Source organism: Microcoleus sp. AS-A8 (assembly GCA_039962225.1).
Lineage (GTDB): Bacteria > Cyanobacteriota > Cyanobacteriia > Cyanobacteriales > Coleofasciculaceae > Allocoleopsis.
Genome location: JAMPKV010000033.1, coordinates 22,953 through 44,098, shown reverse-complemented (window position 1 = coordinate 44,098; position 21,146 = coordinate 22,953). Strand labels below are relative to the sequence as shown.

Annotated in this window: 16 protein-coding genes; 8 read left to right on the top strand and 8 right to left on the bottom strand. The window is 48.0% G+C overall.

Going from position 1 to position 21,146, the window contains the following annotated elements:
- Positions 1-19: 19 nt before the first annotated feature.
- From NDI48_29135 to NDI48_29125, 3 genes are all read left to right on the top strand, one after another.
- On the top strand, positions 20-793 hold the full coding sequence (locus NDI48_29135) for an ABC transporter permease (protein ID MEP0835229.1): 774 nt from the start codon (positions 20-22) through the stop codon (positions 791-793).
- A 164-nt stretch (positions 794-957) separates the two neighbouring features.
- The gene (locus NDI48_29130; protein ID MEP0835228.1) at positions 958-3,315 is read left to right on the top strand and encodes an ATP-binding protein; all 2,358 of its coding nucleotides are present in this window, start codon (positions 958-960) and stop codon (positions 3,313-3,315) included.
- Between the two features lie 119 nt (positions 3,316-3,434).
- A complete protein-coding gene (locus tag NDI48_29125; protein ID MEP0835227.1) occupies positions 3,435-4,328 on the top strand; it encodes an ABC transporter ATP-binding protein in 894 nt (297 codons plus the stop codon).
- 24 nt (positions 4,329-4,352) lie between these two features.
- On the opposite strand, the gene NDI48_29120 is transcribed toward NDI48_29125, so the two are convergent.
- Positions 4,353-4,571, bottom strand: a complete 219-nt coding sequence (locus tag NDI48_29120; GenBank protein ID MEP0835226.1) for a hypothetical protein — start codon at positions 4,569-4,571, stop codon at positions 4,353-4,355.
- A 389-nt stretch (positions 4,572-4,960) separates the two neighbouring features.
- On the opposite strand from NDI48_29120, the gene glyS reads away from it, so the two are divergent.
- The gene (glyS, locus tag NDI48_29115; GenBank protein MEP0835225.1) at positions 4,961-7,198 is read left to right on the top strand and encodes a glycine--tRNA ligase subunit beta; all 2,238 of its coding nucleotides are present in this window, start codon (positions 4,961-4,963) and stop codon (positions 7,196-7,198) included.
- Positions 7,199-7,285: 87 nt separating this feature from the next.
- Positions 7,286-8,782 (top strand): UDP-N-acetylmuramoyl-L-alanine--D-glutamate ligase, encoded by a 1,497-nt coding sequence (murD, locus tag NDI48_29110; GenBank protein ID MEP0835224.1) that lies wholly within the window; start codon positions 7,286-7,288, stop codon positions 8,780-8,782.
- Between the two features lie 299 nt (positions 8,783-9,081).
- On the opposite strand, the gene NDI48_29105 is transcribed toward murD, so the two are convergent.
- Together NDI48_29105 and NDI48_29100 are read right to left on the bottom strand one after the other, a co-directional pair.
- Positions 9,082-9,993, bottom strand: coding sequence for a phytanoyl-CoA dioxygenase family protein (locus NDI48_29105; protein MEP0835223.1), 912 nt, complete (start codon positions 9,991-9,993; stop codon positions 9,082-9,084).
- Positions 9,994-10,145: 152 nt separating this feature from the next.
- On the bottom strand, positions 10,146-10,874 hold the full coding sequence (locus tag NDI48_29100) for a phytanoyl-CoA dioxygenase family protein (protein MEP0835222.1): 729 nt from the start codon (positions 10,872-10,874) through the stop codon (positions 10,146-10,148).
- A gap of 176 nt (positions 10,875-11,050) precedes the next feature.
- Between NDI48_29100 and NDI48_29095 the strand changes: the two genes are divergently transcribed.
- Positions 11,051-11,470 carry a hypothetical protein gene (locus NDI48_29095; GenBank protein ID MEP0835221.1) on the top strand — a complete coding sequence of 140 codons (420 nt, stop codon included), beginning with the start codon at positions 11,051-11,053 and terminating at the stop codon, positions 11,468-11,470.
- A gap of 244 nt (positions 11,471-11,714) precedes the next feature.
- Here the strand turns inward: NDI48_29095 and NDI48_29090 are convergent, their stop codons facing one another.
- Both NDI48_29090 and NDI48_29085 read right to left on the bottom strand, forming a co-directional pair.
- Positions 11,715-12,221: a cyclic nucleotide-binding domain-containing protein gene (locus tag NDI48_29090; GenBank protein ID MEP0835220.1), complete on the bottom strand. Its 507-nt coding sequence runs from the start codon at positions 12,219-12,221 to the stop codon at positions 11,715-11,717.
- 252 nt (positions 12,222-12,473) lie between these two features.
- Positions 12,474-13,406, bottom strand: coding sequence for a tetratricopeptide repeat protein (locus tag NDI48_29085; GenBank protein MEP0835219.1), 933 nt, complete (start codon positions 13,404-13,406; stop codon positions 12,474-12,476).
- Between the two features lie 434 nt (positions 13,407-13,840).
- Between NDI48_29085 and NDI48_29080 the strand changes: the two genes are divergently transcribed.
- Positions 13,841-16,960, top strand: coding sequence for a PAS domain S-box protein (locus NDI48_29080; GenBank protein ID MEP0835218.1), 3,120 nt, complete (start codon positions 13,841-13,843; stop codon positions 16,958-16,960).
- Positions 16,961-17,085: 125 nt separating this feature from the next.
- Here the strand turns inward: NDI48_29080 and NDI48_29075 are convergent, their stop codons facing one another.
- From NDI48_29075 to NDI48_29065, 3 genes are all read right to left on the bottom strand, one after another.
- Positions 17,086-17,991 carry a phosphatidate cytidylyltransferase gene (locus NDI48_29075; GenBank protein MEP0835217.1) on the bottom strand — a complete coding sequence of 302 codons (906 nt, stop codon included), beginning with the start codon at positions 17,989-17,991 and terminating at the stop codon, positions 17,086-17,088.
- A gap of 259 nt (positions 17,992-18,250) precedes the next feature.
- Positions 18,251-18,853: a precorrin-6Y C5,15-methyltransferase subunit CbiT gene (cbiT, locus tag NDI48_29070; GenBank protein ID MEP0835216.1), complete on the bottom strand. Its 603-nt coding sequence runs from the start codon at positions 18,851-18,853 to the stop codon at positions 18,251-18,253.
- Positions 18,854-18,930: 77 nt separating this feature from the next.
- Positions 18,931-20,427 carry an aminotransferase class I/II-fold pyridoxal phosphate-dependent enzyme gene (locus NDI48_29065; protein MEP0835215.1) on the bottom strand — a complete coding sequence of 499 codons (1,497 nt, stop codon included), beginning with the start codon at positions 20,425-20,427 and terminating at the stop codon, positions 18,931-18,933.
- 392 nt (positions 20,428-20,819) lie between these two features.
- On the opposite strand from NDI48_29065, the gene NDI48_29060 reads away from it, so the two are divergent.
- Positions 20,820-21,089, top strand: coding sequence for a gamma-aminobutyric acid A receptor, epsilon-like protein (locus NDI48_29060; GenBank protein MEP0835214.1), 270 nt, complete (start codon positions 20,820-20,822; stop codon positions 21,087-21,089).
- Positions 21,090-21,146 lie beyond the last annotated feature (57 nt).

Below are 21,146 nucleotides of genomic sequence, written 5' to 3'. Positions count from 1 at the left end.
GTAAGCGTATCCTGACAGAATGAAATATTGGCGCGAAACACTGGCGGTAGCCCAGCGAATCTTGATTGAATTGGGGCGACGACGCCGCAGCCTGATTTTTTGGAGTATTTTCCCGATCTCTGTCCTCTTGCTAAACGGGTTCATTTTGGCAGAACGAGCAAAGCTGTCCAGCGCTAAAGCCTTTGAAAGTGCTGCTCCTTCTACCTTAGTGGGTGCTGCTTTGTTTTTCAGTTGCCTGGGTGGCAGTGTCGCAACAGTGGTTGCTGAACGAGAACAGCAAACGCTTAAGCGCTTATTTATCTCCCCCTTGAGTGGAACGTCCTATTTTCTAGGTATTTTTTTCGCCCACAGTTGTATTGGTATCGGTCAAGCCCTGCTGGTGTATACCTTGTCGGCTTTTTGGGGCGCTAAATTTCAAGGTTCTGTGCTGCTGGGGGTCTTGATTATCTTACTCAGTATTATTTCCTATGTGGGTGTAGGATTTATTCTCGGTACACAGTTTGCACGGCGGACGGAGGATGTCAATGCTTTAGTTGCCGCTTTCGGGGTACCCCTGTTGATTTTAGGGGGAGCTTTTCTGCCAGCTTCTTTATTTCCGAAAAAATTGTTGGATATCGCCAAATTTAACCCTATTTATCATATGAATGAAGCTTTGCTAAATGTCTGGGCTAATGGCAAGGATTTAGCAGATATTCAAGAGCATTTTTGGTTTTTGTGTGTGTTTTCCCTGCTGATGATGGCCGGAGGATGGCTTTCTTATCAACGGATGTTGCGGGTTGAGCGCAGGCTTTGAAGGCTCCTGCTCTTAAAACCAACCCGTCTTGAGAGATACTTCTCAAGAGCGAGAAAAACTTCTTAAAAACGGTTATAGTTCACTATGAAGATCAATGATTTTCAGGTATAACAACGTACAAATGATAGCTACTTCAACTATAACTATAAAAAACTTTACTTAAGATGAATCTCGATGAATTGGCTCCAAAAATAGAACATTGGTTCTCTCGTGTGACTGATCTGCTGCAAGAAAGGGATGTAGTAAGCGATACCCCATCTCTACCACCTCACGAGCTGCGACAATTCCTGAGAGAGGCTTGCGAGGAACTTCACATTGCTTTAGAAGAACTGTCGGTTGCCCAAAGCGAGCTACTCCAGCAAAATCAAGAATTGATATTAACTCGTGAGGCTGTGGAAGTTCAACGCCAGCGCTACGTTGAACTGTTTGAGTTGGCTCCTGATGGTTATTTAGTCACGGATGTGAATGGGAAAATTCAGGAAGCCAACTTTGCTGCCGCCTCGATGCTCAACATTGAGCCACGATTTCTGGTGGGCAAACCCCTGAGTGTCTTTATTGCTCAGCCAGAACGGCAGCGTTTTTATGCTCTTTTGATTCAGCTCGCTCAGGTAGACCGAGTACAGGAGTGGGAAGTAACTCTCCAGCCCCGCCAGGATAAAGTGATGAAGGCCGCGTTAACGGTCACGCCTGTGCGCGAACCGGGAGGCAAGGTGAGCGCCCTACGCTGGTTACTCCGGGATATCACCGAGCGCCAGCGGATGGAGGAACAACAAAGGTTACTCATTCGTGAGCAGGCGGCTCGTGAAGCGGCTGAGGCACAAGCTGAACAATCTGCCTTCCTGGCTGAGGCGAGTCGTTTGTTAGCGTCGTGTCTCGACTACTCCACCACCCTGAACCGGATGGCTCAATTAGCCGTGCCTCGTCTGGCAGATTGGTGTTTTATTGATTGCGCTGAAAACAACCCAGCCTTGTTCAATCAGCCGGTTGTGGCGGCAACCGATGCCGAGCAGAAAGCCCGAATTCTGCAACGCCGAGTAAACGAGCGGCTTCCCTTCGAGGCGGATTATGGCATAACCAGGGTGTTAGAAACTGGGGAACCCAAACTGATTAGCGACATTCCCGATGCATTCCTCATCTCCATTGCACAGGATGCGGCACATCTGGAACTGCTGCGTCAGTTTAATGCTAAATCTTACATGATCGTACCCCTGATCGCCCGTGAGCGAACGCTGGGCACGATGGTCTTTGTTTCGTCAAAACCCGAACGCCGCTACAGTCGGGGCGATCTGATGATGGCGGTGGAACTGGCGCAACGGTGCGCGATCGCCATGGACAATGCGCGGCTTTATCAGGAAGCTCTGCAAGCCAATCGCATCAAGGATGAGTTTCTATCGATCGTCTCCCACGAACTCCGCACACCCTTGAACGCCATCCTAGGTTGGGTGACTATCCTGCGGAACCGAACCGTGAACGTCGTGACAACGGCTAGAGCCTTAGAGACGATTGAGCGAAATGCCCAGTCCCAGAAAAAACTGATCGGCGATATTCTCGATATCTCGCGCATCATCCGAGGCAAGATTCGCATCAATACTTATCCAGTTCACCTGGACCATATCATCAGTGCCGTCATTGAGAATGTGCGCCCCACGGCGGATCTCAAGGAGATTCAGATTGAGTCGATGCTTGACCCCTCCGTGCCTTCAGTAATGGGCGATGCGGAACGCTTGCAGCAAATTGTCTGGAATTTGCTTTCCAATGCCATTAAGTTTACGCCTCAGGGAGGGCGGATCGAAGTTCGACTCGAACAGGGTAACAGCGAGTCTTGGGGTTGCCCCTACGCTCAGATCGTCGTCAGGGATACCGGTAAGGGGATTCCGCCTGACTTTCTGCCTTACGTGTTTGAGTACTTTCGCCAAGCTGATGGTACAACCACAAGAACCCATGGCGGACTCGGATTGGGTTTAGCGATCGTGCGTCAATTGGTAGAAATGCACAACGGCGTCGTTTATGCCACGAGTGAGGGGGAAGGCGAGGGAGCAACCTTTATCGTGCAGCTACCAATGATTCATTCCGAGCCAAAGCAGCCACCCCAGAAGTACAGAATCGTTCTGGATAACTTTCCAGCCCTCGATGGCTTGCGGGTGGTGGTGGTGGATAACTGTGCCGATACCCTAGAATTGATCGCTTTTATTCTCGAACAGTGCAAGGCGCAAGTCCGAACAGCGACATCGGTTGAGGAAGCGATTAATGCGATCGCACAATTAAAACCCGATATTCTCATTAGCGACATCGGTATGCCAGAGGAAGATAGCTACTCGCTGATTCGCCAAGTCAGAACCCTGGAAGTCGATCAGGGAAAGCCAATTCTCGCCGTTGCTTTAACCGCATTCGCGAGAGAGGAGGATCGGACTCGTACTCTCGATGCCGGTTTCCACATGCACCTACCTAAGCCCGTTGAACCGGCTGAGTTAGTTGCCGTTGTTGCCAACCTGGCAGAACGTAGCCAATCGATTGACGTTTAAGTCGAGTTATACAGGGTGCACCACCGAGAAGGGAAAGTTTTCATGAATCCTTTAGGACTGCCATAGCCCAATTAAATTGAAATGATATAACAGTTGTGCCCTAGTGTGGACTTGACATCGTGCTGAACATCGATAAATTATGCAAGTCTTACGGAGAGCGACAAGTTCTTCAAGATTTAACGCTGCATATCCAGCCTGGAGAAATTTATGGATTATTAGGGCCAAATGGGGCCGGAAAAACAACCACGATTAATATTATTTGTAATTTGTTGAGTGCCGATAGTGGAATCATTCAAATTCATGGCAAACCCGTATCCAAAACCACAAAACTTTGGGTTGGCGTCGCCCCTCAAGAAAATTTGCTGTATAAAACCCTGAGCTGTGAAGAAAACTTAAATTTTTACGCTCGAATCTACGGTTTAAAAACACCAGAACGTCGGCAACAAGTGGAGAAAAGTCTGGCAGCGGTTAATCTCTTAGATCGGGCAAAAAGTCCGATAGAAACCTTGAGTGGAGGGATGCAGCGACGGATGAATATTGCCGTTGCTTTAGTGCATCAACCCAAGTTGTTAATTTTAGATGAACCGACGACAGGTTTAGATATTGAGGCACGTTATGAGATTTGGGACTTGATTCGGCGTTTGAAAAGCCAGGGCATGACGATTCTGCTCACAACTCACTTATTAGATGAAGCGGAACGTCTTTGTCAGAGAATTGGCATTCTCAAGGGAGGGCGAATTGTAGCGGAGGGGAGTTTGCAGGAGTTACGACAACGGATTCTAGCGCAAGAAATGCTAGTGGTGCAAACCCCTCAGGAGGAACAAGCGATCGCCCGTGCTCAATCCTTTGGCTTCACTCACCGTCGTTATGGCAATGACCTCACTTTCTGGTTACCCGAACAATTGGAACTGAAAGAAATTATCGCCCGCTTTGATGGTATTCCCCTCGACTCCATTTCTCGCCAGCCCGTGCGATTGGAGCATATTTATGTAGAAGTGACTCAACAAAATTAGCGTTTTTTTGGGTAATTGAATGACCTAAGATGCATCTTCAATCCCCATCACCGAGTCTTCTAATGCTCTTTCAACTTCACCTAATTCTTTTTGAGTGGCTGGGTTAAGTTCCGTTGGTTGGTCTGAATTGGCACTAATTTCGTATTCATCAACAACTTCATTCACGGCGTCTTGATAGAGCGTTGATTCACTGGAAGAAGTGAAAATTTCAGGGTCTTGAGGCTTTGATTTATCCGGTTTCATTTTTAACTCCTTTGCTATAAATATTACTCCCAACCATCAGCATGAATATCTATCTAGAGTGCACTGTTGAGTTGAGTGATATATCCTTTTGAGAACGAAGATTGACCGACGAAAGTTTGAGTTGTCAGTGATATGTATCACCCATAAACGTACCGAGGAATTGCTACGTGAGGATGGGGAATAGGGGAGGGGGATTGGAGCTCATACGAGGATGGGGGAGGGGGAGTCGGAGAAACAGCGACAAAAAACTGGTGGGTGATTTCTGCCAGTCTGCACTAGTGAGATATTTATCTAATCTCGCCCTGTGGCAGCGAGAACCGTTGGGATTCTGTGCAAGGTAAACTGTTGAAACCAGCCTGTAACGTCCAGCCTTCTCTAGATTGATTGATATGCCTACGTTTTTATTGGAAGTTGGTACAGAAGAATTACCCGCGGATTTTGTCGATAGTGCGATCGCACAGTGGAAAGAGCGTATTCCTCAGTCTCTCAAGGAGCAATGCCTCACCCACGAGCCAATTGAATTCTACGGAACGCCCCGACGCTTAGGCGTATTGATTCCAGGGCTACTCGAACAGCAACCCGATCGCGAAGAAGAAGTAAAAGGCCCCCCCGCCAAAGCCGCGTTTAAGGATGGCAAACCCACCCAAGCCGCAGAAGGCTTTGCCCGCAAGCAGGGGGTAGAACTGGACGCCCTAGAGGTTAGAGATACCGATAAAGGGGAATTTGTCTTTGTTCTGAAGAAAATACCCGGTCGCGCTGCGACAGAGATTCTCACCGAACTCATTCCCCAGTGGATTTTCGGCTTAGAAGGTAGGCGGTTTATGCGCTGGGGTGATGGGGATTTGAGGTTTCCCCGCCCGATTCGCTGGTTAGTCACGCTGCTGGATGGGGACGTGCTGCCCATTGAACTGGAGAATGGAGCGGAGACGATCAAGAGCGATCGCATCTCCTACGGGCATCGAATTTTACACCCCCAATCCATCACCATTTCCCAAGCAACGGATTATGTTGAGTCTCTCCATTCTGCCTATGTCATGGTGGAACCTGGAAAACGACAGAACCTGATCAAAGAACAAGTGGAGTCAGCCGCGCAAAAACTGAGCGGTTATGCCCCAATCGACGAGGATTTGTGGGAAGAAGTCACCAACTTGGTGGAATGGCCGACAGCCGTCGTCGGAAAAATTGAGCAAGAATTCTTAAGTTTGCCCTCGGAAGTGGTCACGACAGTTATGGTGACTCATCAACGCTATTTCCCTGTTTTTACCGACGAAGAAGAAGGGAAACTACTGCCTTATTTCATTACGATTTCTAACGGAGACTCGAATAAATCTGACATCATTGCCGCCGGAAATGAACGGGTGATCAAAGCCCGGTTAGCCGATGGTCAGTATTTCTATAAAACTGACTTAGCTTCATCCCTTGAAAGCTACTTACCCAAGTTGGAAAAAGTGACGTTTCAAGATGAGTTAGGTTCGGTACGCGGTAAAGTGGAGCGAATTGAAAAAATTGCGGCTCAAATTGCCGACCAACTCGCTGTCTCAGAATCCGAACGTACTGATATTCTCCGGGCAGCGCTGTTGTGTAAAGCTGACCTCGTGACTCAAATGGTCTACGAATTTCCGGAATTACAAGGAGTAATGGGGCAAAAATATGCAACGGCTAGTGGAGAATCAGAAGCCGTAGCAACAGCAATTTTTGAGCATTATCTACCCAAGGGGGCAAGTGATGATTTACCCGATACTCGGACGGGTCAAGTGGTAGCTTTAGCTGACCGCCTTGATACATTAGTGAGTATCTTTGGATTGGGAATGATACCGACGGGTTCAAGCGACCCGTTCGCTCTGCGCCGTGCGGCAAATGCAGTCATTAACATTTCATTGTGGAAAGGTTTAGGCATTAATCTGCATCAATTGTTGCAGGATATATCAGCAGATTTTGTAGCTGCTTATCCAGATAAAAATTCTCCGGTAGAAACGTTACAAGAGTTTTTTATCCAACGTATCCGCACGCTCTTGCAAGAAGGAAACATATATCTCCAGGCATTTACTGCTACTCCTGAGAAGATAGCAAAAACTAGCTCAGGGATGATAGATCATATTGACTATGATTTGGTGAATGCGGTTTTAGGAGAGAATGACCCGGAATATACAGAGCGAGCCTTAAAAGATTTGTTGGATGTCCGCGATCGCGCCTTATTCCTCCAAGAAATCCGTAAGGACGGGAGGTTAGATGACATCTACGAAACGGTTAACCGTTCTTCTCGTCTCGCTACCCAAAAAGGAGATTTGGATACGCAACAACTCGACCCTATGGCTGTAGTAGATACAACATTGTTCCAAAAAAGTTCAGAGCAAGCTTTCTATGAGGCCATTGTTAATTTAGTGCCGCAAACGAAAGCCGCACAAGAACAGCGAAATTACGAACAACTGGTCAATGCTTTGGTAGAAAATGCACCTACGGTAAGCCGATTCTTTGATGGGGAGGATAGTGTGTTGGTGATGGTGGCGGCGAAAGAAAATCCGACAGAAGAGGAGTTAGCTATCCAACGGAATCGCTTGAATCTGTTGGGGTTACTGCGGAATCATGCGCGTGTGCTCGCTGACTTTGGCGCGATCGTGAAAAGTTAGTGTTCTTTTCTCCCTGGTAATTGGCAAGTTCCTAGTCTCCTGAGTACTATGGGGAATGCTAAACCAGGGATATCTGCCATTTAATTTATGCCCAACGCTCAGATAATTGGTCTGGGACGCTCCGGAATCGCTGCCGCACGTCTCCTTCAGCAGCAAGGCTGGCAAGTCACACTCAGCGATTCTGCTAGTGCAGAAAGCATCGCTTCACGGAACGGTTCCGAATCTCTGCAACAACAACAACAAAGCCTCGCGGCTGAGGGAATTACCGTTAAACTGGGTTATTCCTTAACCCTCGACGATGCAGACTTACCCCAACTCATTGTTGTTAGCCCTGGTGTGCCTTGGGATATCCCGGTATTAGTGGCAGCGAGAAGCAAAGGAATTGACACGATTGGAGAACTCGAACTCGCTTGGCGTCATCTCCAATCCTGTCCTTGGGTGGGTATCACTGGTACCAATGGTAAAACGACCACCACGGCTCTGATTGCTGCCATCTTTCAATCTGCCGGTTTCCATGCCCCCGCCTGCGGCAACATCGGCAATGCTGCGTGTGAACTGGCGTTAAACTCAGCCGTAGGGACGACAAATGAGTCGCCTCAACAGGAGTCTTCCATACAAAATTCACCCCCCCCATCCTCCTCACTAAAGCTCCGGCCTTATCAAGGGGGGGAGTTCAAAATCCAAAATCCCCCAGATTGGGTGATTGCAGAAATCAGTAGTTACCAAATTGAATCTTCACACGACCTAGCTCCCAAAATTGGTGTGTGGACGACGTTTACCCCCGACCACCTCAGTCGTCATAAAACATTAGACAATTACTACAATATCAAAGCGCAACTCCTGGGGCGATCGCAATTTCAAATCTTCAATGGCGATGACCCCTACCTGCATAAAATGGGTGTGGAACACTGGCCTGATGCTTATTGGACAAGTGTAAAAGGCAGAGAGTCTCTATTAGGCGACCCCAATCGGGGATTTTATATTCAAGAGGGTTGGGTTACTTCACAAAATGAGCCAATTGTCAAGGTAGATTCCTTGCGGATGGTGGGGGAACACAATCAGCAAAATTTGTTGATGGCTGTGGCGGCGGCACGGTTGGCAGGAATTGAAAAGGAAGCGATTCAAGAGGCTATCGCTAATTTCCCTGGCGTCCCTCATCGCCTGGAACACATCATCACTTGGCAGGGAATTGACTTTATTAATGATAGTAAAGCCACTAATTATGACGCGGCTCAAGTCGGATTATCTTCCGTGGCAAGTCCTACGATTTTAATTGCTGGGGGTGAAGCGAAAGCGGGTGACGATACAGGTTGGATTGAGACGATTCATGCCAAAGCGGCGGCTGTTTTACTCATTGGTGATGCAGCATCTGCCTTTGCTGAACGGTTGAAGCAATCGGGGTATGAGCATTACGAAATTGTGGAAACCATGACGAAGGCGGTACCGAGAGCGGCTCAATTGGCTCAAGACTATAATGCCCATGTTGTCCTGCTTTCACCGGCTTGTGCTAGTTTCGACCAATACCAAAGCTTTGAGCATCGAGGCGATGATTTCCGTCAACTCTGCCAGCGGTTGGTTGATTAGATGGGGTTTGGTTTTTAGCTGGAAGGGGAGACAATCAAAGCCTCTCTCAGCTAAAAAAATTATCCGCTTCCCTCTCCTTGTAGGAGAGCCTCCATTCCCACTATTGCCAAATCTCGATGTCAAGTACGAGGAAGAGTCCACAGTCCCTGATGTAGAAATGTTGCCGTTGGTGGTCGAGAGAGTAATTGCTCCTCAGTTCCCGCAGTATAGCTAAATTTTGCTGGGCGGGTCACCGTACAAATTCGTTACAGCCCTGACGGTGAATGGAATTGAGCGTGTTCCTGGAATAAAGCGCGAGCTTAGCACCATCGCCCCCGTTTTCCCGCAGCGGAATGACCAACCGGATTTTTCCCTACCCAGCGTTCATCCACTGGTTCTGACGCTAACTGATAACGACTATCGGAAGACAGTCGAATGGCACAGGAACGGTTATCCAAACTGGCATGAATCGTAAATATACTAAAAATTAGAACATCTCCGGCCTGGAACTCGGAAGAAAGCCAGCGTCCTCCATATCTATTACGCAAAGAGACTGGATTTTTAGAGAGTGCTCCATCCCACCACTTTTGACCGGATGCATACATTGACGCATTGTTTCTGTTCGTACAGTAACTATCCACATCTTTGCGTCCATAGCCGTTTTTAATGGTTTCAAGACGATGGGATTTTTCCAAAATCATCAGTCCCCCTAACTCCCAAGAAATATCACCGAGAGGAGTCCAAGCGGTGTAAACAAAGTCCGTTCCCCGTCCCATGTACACACTATCCCCATGAGGGTAAGTTCCTCGTCCTGGGGCGACGGCCCTCAACCAAGTGTAATCGTAATGTCGGACTTCTCCCCCTAAAAAAAGGTGAAAAAAATCCATCATCGCTCCCGAATAAAGTACTTCTTGAAGTGTTGGGCTTCGAGTCGCTAAATCAGGACGAAAACTCATTCTTAAGCCTGGTTTGGCAATGCAATCCTCAATCGGTGAATCAGCCCTAAGTGACCCTTCAGCCGCTAAGCAATCTGCTATTTCCCGACGAACTTGCCACACTTGTTGGGAATTGAGAAGAGATTTAATATACAAATAACCCTCTTCTTGCATTCTCAAACGCAGTGCATCCGGTTGTGAGAGTAAGCCTGATGAATCTTTTAAATAATCAAAAGCATTGGAGCAGCCATCAAGTTCGTGATCGAGAGAACGTAGGATAGTTTTAGCTTGGCTCATAAGCATCGCTACTTTTTTGAGAGCAGGTTTAATACCAATTAGGTTTGAGTTTGACACATATTCTCTAATTGCTCCCCCTTTAATAAGAGGGGTAGGGGGGTCAGGGATGACACGGAAAAAGCCAATTAGTATAAGATAGCTTTTCAGCTCAATTAGGGATAAACACCAGGAGTCCTTAAGATGTCCCGTTGAGCCTCCGTTAGTTCGGAATAATCATCAGGATTGTAGTAGTTCCGCAACCAAGCGGAGGGGTAAGGAGAATATTTGTAGAACAGGGTGCGGCGATCGCGCTGTCCTTTCCAAACCAGAGTACCGTGGGTTAGGGCTTCGGTGAAAATAATTGCCGTTCCCGCTTTGCCCCCTATCTCGTGTACGCAGGGATGAGGATGGTCTAAATCTTGCAACTCTGCTGGGAGGGGTAGGTTGCTCTTATGACTGCCTGGAATGCAACCGAATCCACCTTCTCCTGGATTCACATCTGTTAGATTGTAGGCAACGGCGGTTAAGCCGTTATACATCCGTCCATTTTTATACTGGTAATACTGGCAAGGGTCATAAGGAGTCCCACCCCCATGCAGATCACTACCAATGGGTCCAGGCCCTTGACGAATGATGTGTATGTAGTCGTGATCTAAGCGAAATTTGGGGCCAAGCAGGTCAAGCAGATAGGGACTAATCCGGGGGTTATCGATCAGGTTTTGAAAGGGGGTTCCCCAGCTCAGTAAGCGGTTGAAACGCAACCACAGCTTCCCTGGTTCATCAACTAAGGCAATTTGTTGGTCGATAATCTCATTCAGGGCGGCGAGTTGTGCACCACTCAAGGCGTCCTCCACGACCAGGAACCCTTGCAGATCGAATAGGTACTGTTCAATCTCGGTCACAATTATGATTCCTTTATGCCAGGGTACTGATGGTTAGCAATGTAACTTGTAGGAGGGGGTTGTCTTGCTGCAAAAGCTAATCACACAATGTAGTTAAGATGATTGTTACATGCTTTCGTAGGGGTGCAGATCTGCTTCGATTACACAGCTCAAAAGCTCGAATCTCTCCCCTGCTTATGTCAAACCTCTCTCTAGAAGCCCAAGCGCTGCGTCAGCGCATTTCACGCTATTTTGAGCCGACCCGCGAGGAACTTGATCGAATTCTCAAACTGGAGTTTCATTTTGTCCAGTTGTGGGATCTCGTGTTGCGATTGTATCCTTTGGATGCTCAAACTCAGGAAGCGATCGCTCACTTGGAAGAATCTAAAACCTGGGCAGGGCTATCGGTGAAGCGTGGTCAACAGACGGGGTATCAACCCTCAGACTACCCAGCTCAAAGTGATATTTTGGCAACAAATAGCGAATCGCTCGAGTCTGCCTTTGATATGGTACACAACACCATCTTGAGTCGTTGTAGGCCAAATCGTGAGATGGATTTAGCTCTTGCCCGATTGGATGATGCTAAGGCGGCGCTGAATCTGGGTGCGTCTGGCTGAATCTGAATGGGTGATTATTTATTAGTAAAAGTCTTTTGTATTAAGGCTTTTAGCTAATAACTCGTAAGTAATAACGACTCAATATTTGAGTGCCAATCAAGAGTATCAATCCAAGATTGTCATCTCTTTGCCATTGGGTTGTCATATTCATTGACTAGATTCGCTCATCAGCAAACAAGAGTGTCATGTGTTGCACCTCAAACCCTAACAATCGTTCTCTCTATAACAACTGAGAGAACTTTTTTTATAAGAAACTCCATTCACCAAAAAGAGTTTTACTCGCATTCTGGAGTTCTGAAAGCTGAACATCCGGCTGGGTACTGTACAGTTCTGAAACTTTGCGAGTCATGGCTGATGCTCGTTGCGCGATCGCGGCTGCCATATTCAACATCACAATTGAAGAGGCTGCATCGCCTGTGTGCAAACGCTGGCGCAAAACGTCAAATGGTATCGCCAGCGCCCGTACTTGTGTTAACGCCATAACATTGGCAGAATTCGGCTCACCACTGAAAAAGCTGATTTCTCCGAGTACCGTCGGTGCTGTGATGGTAGATAGCTCCTTCTCGCCAGTCGGAGTGTCGAGAAACACCCGAACATCTCCTTCTAGAACAAAGAAAATCTGGTTCCCTTGGGAGTTTTGTTGCACAATCCGTTGACCAGCAGGAATAGTTATTTTTTGACAGGCACTGACAAAGTTTTGTAATTGAGTCTGATTGAGATATTGAAATGCTCGGAACTGCTTGTAACTCATACAACTATCCCCGCCCTAGTTGAGACGGCGCTTAAAACCTATATTGTATTGTCGTCAAAAGTGGCGATCGCGCTGTGTACCGTATCCAAAGCAATCGTATAGCTGCGACACACATATGCTCAATGCCTGCGATTATCTTATTTTCATGAATGACCGGGAGTATCCGTTTGATTAGGAAGCGACGCAAATGTGACAAAAAAGCTGGAGTTGTAATCTCAACTCCAGCTTGGTGGATGCAGAGGAAAGGTTTAACTAACGACCGCTCTGATTAGTTGGTGTAGTGGTCGTGCCACGCTGTGCGTCACGCTGCATATAACCTTGTACATTACTCACCGCTCGTCTGGCATAGGGATTATTAGGACGTAACTGAAGCGCCTGCTGGAAGTAAGTCAAAGCCGTCGTGTAGTCTCTTTGCTGGGTTGCAGCGTACCCAGCTCTCATCAACTCAACGAAACTACCCGTTTGACCGGTTCCAGTTCCACCAGTACCCATTTGACCTGTTCCGGCTCCACCGGTTCCAGTTCCACCAGTACCCATTTGACCTGTTCCGGCTCCACCGGTTCCAGTTCCACCAGTACCCATTTGACCTGTACCGGTTTGACCTGTATTGGTTTGACCAGCACCGGTTTGACCTGTACCGGTTTGACCTGTATCGGTTTGACCAGCACCGGCTCCACCAGTACCGGTTTGACCTGTTCCGGCTCCACCAGCACCTGTGCCACCAACGCCCGTTTGACCAGCATCGGTTTGACCTGTTCCGGTTTGACCAGCACCCGTACCATCAGCACCCGTTTGACCCGTTCCGGTTTGACCTGTTCCGGCTCCACCAGCGCCGGTTTGACCAGCATCAGTTTGACCTGTTCCGGTTTGACCAGCACCCGTACCATCAGCGCCTGTTTGACCCGTTCCAGTTCCACCAGTACCCGTTTGACCCGTACCGGCTCCACCAGCGCCCGTTGTACCTGTTCCGGTTCCGCTAGTCCCGGACGTAGCCTGAGCTAATAATTGTCTACTTCCTTCACTCGATTCAGCATTGAGAGTGCGATTCTTAAGAGAGCCATCAAAGCTACTAGAGGTGAAATTGATCAGTGCTAATGCCGGAACACTGAGGAAAACACTAGCACTAGAAACCCCGATTAGTGCCACAAGCTTTTTGATTGATTTTTTGTGATTCTGTCTGCTCATTATTCTGTCCTTAGTATGAGGATCGAAAGATGATACTCTTTCAAATTTTGTTGCTCAAAAAGTTTTATTTTAGAGAAGCTAGCCAATTAAGAATTAAAGATATCTTGATGGAAGCTTCCTTTAAAAGTTAGCTCTGTTATTTTGTAAATTTGTATAGCTAAAGAGCGGTTTAATGTTAACTTATGCGGTATAGCTAGCTACTCAAGTAACTCGGCGAGATTGGATGGGAATGAAGTGCAGAAGGCGTTAGCGTAAACTTGCGACCTGTACCTATACCTATCGCTTACGTTTGCGCTATGTTGTACGCTTAGGCGTTACTAAGAGCGTGCGTCGCCGAATCAATGAGGGGCAAGATGAATGGCTTAAATCGCGCAAAATTTGGGCAGTTTTCAACTTTTTTGGACTGAGTTTATCTAGTATTCCCACCCCCTGAAATGACTAACGCTAGAGGCCACAATGTCGAACCCTCAACAAGTTGGCAGACTGATGGTGTCGCCGTTCATGCTTACCCGAATCTTCTGCAAGGGGTGGCACAAGCCACAAACCAACTGTTAACAACTGATGACTTGGCAACCGTCATCAACCAAACCTTAGCGATTTTAGGGCAAGTTACCCAAGTAGATCGAGTCTATATTTTTGAGATTCATCCCCACACAGAGACGAGTGAACCGGCGATGAGCCAATGGTGTGAATGGGTAGGGGAAACAGTGACGCCTGAAATTGACAATCCTCAGTTGCAAAACCTCGCCTTTGCCTCTATTGGTATGAGCCGTTGGTATGAGGCACTTTCTGGCGGCCACTCTTGTCATGGGTTAGTGCGAGACTTATCTGTGCTAGAACGGCAATTATTGGAATCGCAGGGGATTTTGTCGATTTTGGTTGTCCCCATACCCGTTAACGGTCATCTTTGGGGCTTCATTGGTTTTGATGACTGCCACTCGGAGCGCCAATGGTCACCCGATGAGTCCGCCGTTTTAATGACCATGGCTGCGATGATCGGTTCCTGCATCTCTCACCGGCAGACGGCAGACGCCCTGAAGCAGAGCCAGTTACGGTTGGAACAAATCACCGGTAACGTACCAGGAATGATTTTTCAGTTCCTGCAACGTCTCGATGGCTCTCGTTCCGTTCTTTATGCCAGTTCGGGTTGTCGAGAACTTTATGAGTTAGAACCAGAGGCGATTCAAGCCGACTTTCAGGTGCTTTCCAACTTAATCCATTCTGATGACCGCGAAGCTTATGAACGTTCGGTGGCGAATTCTGCGGCTAAGGGTGAGCCTTGGAATTGGGAAGGTCGGGTTGTGACGCCATCAGGCAAACTCAAGTGGGTTCAAGGGACTTCCCGCTTGGAGCAGCAGAGGAACGGCGATTTGCTTTGGGATGGCGTGTTGGTGGACATCACAGACCGTAAGCAGGCCGAGGAGGGTTTAAGGGCAAGCGAAGGACGTTTACAGAGTTTCTTTGATGCCACGTTTGAAGCGGTAATGATTCACGATCGCGGCGTGATTCTCGATGTTAACTCTGCCACCGAAGCACTGCTTGGCTACTCTAAAGCCGAACTCATTAATCAATCTGTATTGAAAATCACTGCTCCCTGTTCGCAGGCTATCATTCAAACCCGTTCAAATTTCCCCTGTGATGACCCCTTGGAAGTCGTAGGTCTCAAGAAAAATGGTACAACGTTTATCGCCGAGATTACCGCCAAAAGCATAAGTTATCAGGGGCGCATGGCTCGTGTGGTAGGAGTGCGCGACATTACTGTTCGCAAGCAAGCCGAAGATGCTCTACGCCAAAGTGAAGCGAGGAATCGTGCTCTGCTCCATGCCATTCCCGATTTAATTTTTCGCTTGAGTCGAGAGGGTATTTATTTAGATTGCCATGCGGAAAACGCCAATGATTTATTGGTACCTGCGAATGAATTAATTGGAAAAAAGGTAGAGGAGGTTTTACCCCCACCCCTAGCCCAGATGATTAGGCAGCTCATAGCGCAAGCCCTCTCGTGTCGAACCATCCAAACGTTAGAGTACCAGTTGCCAATTGATGGAACGTTGCGTTATTGGGAAGCGAGAATTGTCGTGTGTGGGGAAGACGAAGTTTTGGTCATTGTGCGCGACATCACGGATGGCAAGCGTGCCGAGGAAGAGCGCCTGCTGAGAGTTCAACGCGATCGCTTATTGGGAGAGATTGCTTTGCGGATTCGGCAATCCCTCGATCTGGAGCGAATTCTTCAGACCACTGTTGCAGAAGTTCGACAATTTTTAGAGTGCGATCGCGTATTTATTACTCACTTTGATCAACGATTGCAGGGTAATATTGCGGCTGAATCGGTGGCAGCTAATTGGGGTTCAGTTTTAGAAGTATTGCGGGGGAACTCAGCCTATATCAGAGAACTTAAAACACTGTTTGAATCCGATGAGCTTCAGATCATCGACGATACCACTGAGGCTGATCTTTCCCCCTTACGGACGCATTACTTTGTGCAATATCAAGTCAAAGCTTGCTTAGGGGTACCCATTATGCTCAGTGACAAAAAGGTGTTTGGGGTCTTGGTGGCTCACCAATGCGATCGCACCCGTCACTGGCAGCCCTTTGAAGTGGATTTACTCAAAGCCCTCTCAACCCAAGTGGCGATCGCTGTTCAGCAGTCTCAACTTTACGAACAAGTACAGGCGCTCAATACTAACTTAGAACACCAAGTCGAAGAGCGTACCCAAGAGCTGAAGCAGAAATACACCGAACTCCAAGAGCTACACCGACTCAAGGATATCTTTTTACACGCCGTGTCCCACGACTTGCGGACGCCGGTGCTGGGTTGGTTAATGGTACTCAATAACTTACTCAATGGTCAGGAATCAGAGGCGTTGAATGTTAGCAAGTCTCAGGCGTTGAAAGTTAGCAAATTGAAAATGGAAGGTGCGGATGAAACGCTTCAACCTTCAAGGCTGAGCCAACCCGAAAATATCCTAGTTTCTCGCTCTGTTTTAGAGCGGATGATTCAAAGTAGCGATCGCCAAATGCGTTTGATTAACTCCCTCTTAGAAGTTCATAGCAGCGAAGTGGCGGGCGTTGCTTTGCAGCGTGAACCCATACAACTGGATGAACTGGTGCGAATTTTGGTTGAAGATTTCGAGCCACTGTTGGCGAAAAATCAGGCAACTCTCATCAATCACATTCCTGCAAATTTACCGCTAATTAGTGCCGATGCCGCGCAGCTCAGGCGAGTGTTTGAAAATCTACTCAATAATGCCTTAAACCATAACCCACCTGGAATCAGGCTCATGCTAGATGCTCAGGTTAAGGAAGGAATCATTTGCTGTACCGTTGCGGATAATGGTGTTGGCATGAGTCAAGACATGTGCGATCACTTGTTCCAACTTTACTTCCGAGGCCAAGATGCAAAAAGTTTCTCTCAGGGACATCGTCCCTATACGGGTTTAGGTTTAGGGTTATATCTTTGTCGCCAAATTATTACAGCTCACGGCGGCGAAATAGGTGTTCAAAGTCGCCCAGAAGAGGGAACAACATTTTGGTTTACTCTATCCGTATTTGTGTAGTGATATCGCTGATTTTGTTACTTCAATATCCTAAGTTCTAAATAGCAAAAACCAAGAGTATTTTGGCTACTCTTGTTAAAGCGGGTTTATCCCTCTATTTCTATTGATGAATATCCGTTAGTACCCTACAGCAACTTCGCTAATAAAGGCATCAAAAGAGTCACAAAATAGTAAACTAAGGGGCCTGTAAAAACATAACTATCGGTTCGGTCTAAAATACCCCCATGACCTGGAATCAATTGTCCCGAATCCTTGACTCCAGCATCCCGTTTCATCATGGACTCGGTTAAATCTCCTAAAAGGCTAGCAATCCCCACAAGCGTGCCCAAAATAATACCGCTCAGTTGCCAAGTCGGCCAATGCAGATACCACGCCCCAGCCGTGGCGACGGCGATGCTACCCAAAAGACCAAAAATAGCGCCTTCAACGGTCTTTTTGGGACTGATATGAGACAGGCGGGTACGACCAAAGAACTTACCGAAAAAGTAAGCCCCAATATCAGCAGCCCAAATGCAGGCAAAAGCGAGTAAAGTGGCGGTTAACGCTTCAGGTAAAGCCGTTAAGTCAGTCCAAGAGGTAGGCCAGTATCCTTTTAAAGGGAGGTTCGTCGCACTCGCGACGGCATCCGCAGGCAGTGCTGACGCCTCAACCCAACCGACTCGTAGCCGCACCCAATAACTCGGCAAATAGCCGCCATAGAGTAAGCCCAAAATAGAGGAAGCAATATCCGCAATCGACGCCATCTTGGGCTGGAATAGCAGATAGAAACAGATAAACGTTCCTGCTAGGGGAAACAGCGCATCGGTGAGTGTGGGTGAAACAGCAGACGTAAACAGCAGCAGGAGACTGACAACGATGGTGATTTTGGCAGCCGGCGCAATCCCCTTGGCCTTAACCAGTTGAAAATATTCCAATAGACCCAGAGAGACGATGACGCAGAAGCCGAAGGTAAAGTACCATCCGCCAAGAATGATCATCCCCAAGGCTAGGGCGATCGCAATAATTCCACTAAAAATTCGAGACCAGGGCATAGAACGCTTCGGATAAAAGACAGTTGCCTGCAACTGTCGTTATGGAGAGGGGTCGGATAGAGCAGAGAAAATAACCATCTCTCACACCAAGAAATCACTCTGCTTTTGCTTAATGTAACGAATTGGCGCTAAACCGCCATCCGTCTACATCAGAAAGTAAGGCGCTTCAACTGGATTGGGGTGAGCTGAAAAAAGTTCACAAAACGTTTGCGCTTTTGAGACCCCAACTGTCTGATGTAGCGTAGCTTACTAATGCGCTCTAATCAAGCTTCTCACCACTGAGAATAAAAATCGGATTAACGGGTGCAAACGTTTGATGGGTGCCCCGTGTCTCCAATCGATTGACGGCAGATTGAACAACCTCAATGTTGCGTGCCTGTAACTGAGCAAACGCTTCGGAAATGCCATAAAGACTTTCTAGATTACTAGCTGTGGCGACGACTCGCCCGGAGGGGGGTAAGTAACGCCAGACTTCTTTGAGGATGTTCTTGATTTGACGCACCCCCCCAATACAAACCCGTTGAGGTGGCTGGGGAAGGTCTTTCAGGCATTCTGGGGCACTTCCTTCAATCACTTGGACATTTTGCACATCAAAACGCTCACAGTTGCGTCGAATCAGGTTCGCCACCTCCCCATCGCGTTCTATCGCCATAATCTTACCCTTGGGACACAGTAATCCCATTTCTACCGAAATGGTGCCCGTCCCCGCGCCGATATCCCACAACAAAGAGTTCGGTTGCATCCGTAGCGCCGAAATCAAGAGCAATCTCACCTCTCTCTGACTTAGAGGGATACCGGGTAACTGCTCAAATAAATCATCAGGAATGCCAGGGGTGACGTAAGGCCAAAGTGAGGAAGACATTTTTTATCATTCGTCATGCGTCATTCGTCATTGTCCTTTCCCGATTGACCCATCAGCCAGGTTAAAAACAGATTTATTTAACTTTGATGACTGACTACTTTCAGAGTCTTGAGGCTGGGATCGCTACAACCGGTGAGGGTACCCCCTAAAATCAGAACTTGTTGCAGGTATTCAATAGCTGCCGGATTAATCATTTCTCCTGGCATTAAGGCTGGGATACCGGGTGGGTAGGGACAAACCCACTCCGCACTCATCCGATCTAGGGTTTGCTCGACGGGCAGTGTTTCCGTTGGGGCAAAGAACGCTTCACGGGGAGAGAGCACCGGAGAAATGATAAACGATGAAGGATGAACAAACAACAATTCAGCCTTCCATTTTTGCAGTAAATCCTGCAAAGGGGCGACACATTTGGGGCAGTAGTTGTCTTGGCTGATGGTGCTAAAGGCTTGGACTAACTGCTGAATATCGGCTTCTGTATTACCCAAACTGATGATAAAGGTGAGATGTTCCAGTGTCGGCAACTCTGCCGTGACGCCGAGTTGTTGATAGAGAATTTCATCGGCTTCAAACCCACTCAATCCTAACTCAGAGACTTTGACAACCAGGCGTGTTCGATCAATGGCAAAAAATCCTGGACTGTTGACGGGTTCTAAAACGGATAATCGGGGAAGTTGGCTAATTTTACTTCTCGCCTCTTGGGCAAGGTACAAGGTTCGAGTCATTAGCTGTTCTCCTTGCAATGCCATTTGTTGCCGTGCGGCATCCAATGAGGCGAGGAGGAGATAGCTGGGACTGGTAGACTGTAGCAGTTGTAAGGATTTACTCAACCGCTCTCGATCAATTCGGTTCCCCTGAACATGCAGCATTGATGCCTGAGTCATCGCACCGAGAACTTTATGGGTGGATTGCACGGTTAAGTCAGCACCCACGGATAAAGCGGACGGAGGTAAGTCGGGATGGAAGGCAAAGTGAGGGCCGTGGGCTTCATCGACCAGTAAGGGGATGTTATGTTGATGAGTTAAGTGAGCGATCGCTTGTATATCCCCACAAACCCCCTGATACGTGGGATAGAGCATCATCACCGCTTTGACGTCCGGATATCGCTTGAGGGCAGTAGCCAGGGCTGTTGGGGTAATACTGTAAGCCAAACCCGTAATCGGATCGTAATCTGGATTGATGAAGATGGGGATCGCCCCCGAAAGTACCAAGCCCGCGATCGCGCATTGGTGGATATTGCGAGGCAGGATAATTTTATCGCCGCTATTACAGGTGGCTAAGATTGCCGCCATCACTCCAGCGGTGGAACCATTGACGAGAAACCACGTTTGGTCTGCCCCAAAAGCCTCTGCTGCCAAGGCTTGTGCCTCTTTGATCACCCCTTCAGGCGCAAATAAGTTATCCAAGTCGGGTAATTCTGGCAAATCTGCCGGAAACACAGACGCCCCCAACAAATCGGCGAGGGGTTGCGGGATGCCCTGCCCTCGTTTGTGTCCTGGCGCATAAAACGGAGCATGAGGCTTGTGAGCGAGCTCTTTTAGGGCTTGTAGTAAAGGGGCTTTTAATTGGTCTAGCATTTTATCACAAATTGGCAGTCTTGAGGGAAGCTGAGTTGCTTACTTTCCCATTTCAACGATTAAAGCAACAGCACCCCCATCAGACGCAACGTAGAGAGCCAATCACCAGGCAAGTTTCTCTATCCTGAAGGACAAGGGATTTTGGGAGAGCAGGTTTTTCCTGATCACCCCATCTTTCACCCTCTCCCCCTTACCTAGATAGCGAATGTGCAAAGCGATCGCCACGCGCTGTTCAAATATACAATCATCAGCCAGATGCTCGGAAGTAGTAGCTCATGTCTGAATTGAGTTTATCAATCGTAGATTGTAGCGAGACGTAACTATTTGGGGTGATGTAAGGTTGAGGATTTCCCTATACCTTGGTGGAGTCGAGATCTGGCATTACAACGATTATGATTTACCCCGCTCCAGAGCCACAAATTCCCAGTCCAGAACCCGCCCCCTTACCCTCCCCGAATCCCGCTCCATCGCCAGATCCCGCTCCCATCCCTGAACCCGTACCGAGTCCCATTCCTCAACCGGTTCCGGAGCCAGTACCAGAGCCTGTGCCTGCACCCATTCCCCAACCGGCGGTACCCCAACCTGTACCCGAAATCGTGCCGTCTCCCATTCCTCAAACTGTACCTGGGACGATTCCCCAAACCATTCCTGGCTTCCAATAAAATTAAGAGGGTTTAGTCTTCATCTAAATCTTTGATCTAACTCCTAATCAAACTGTC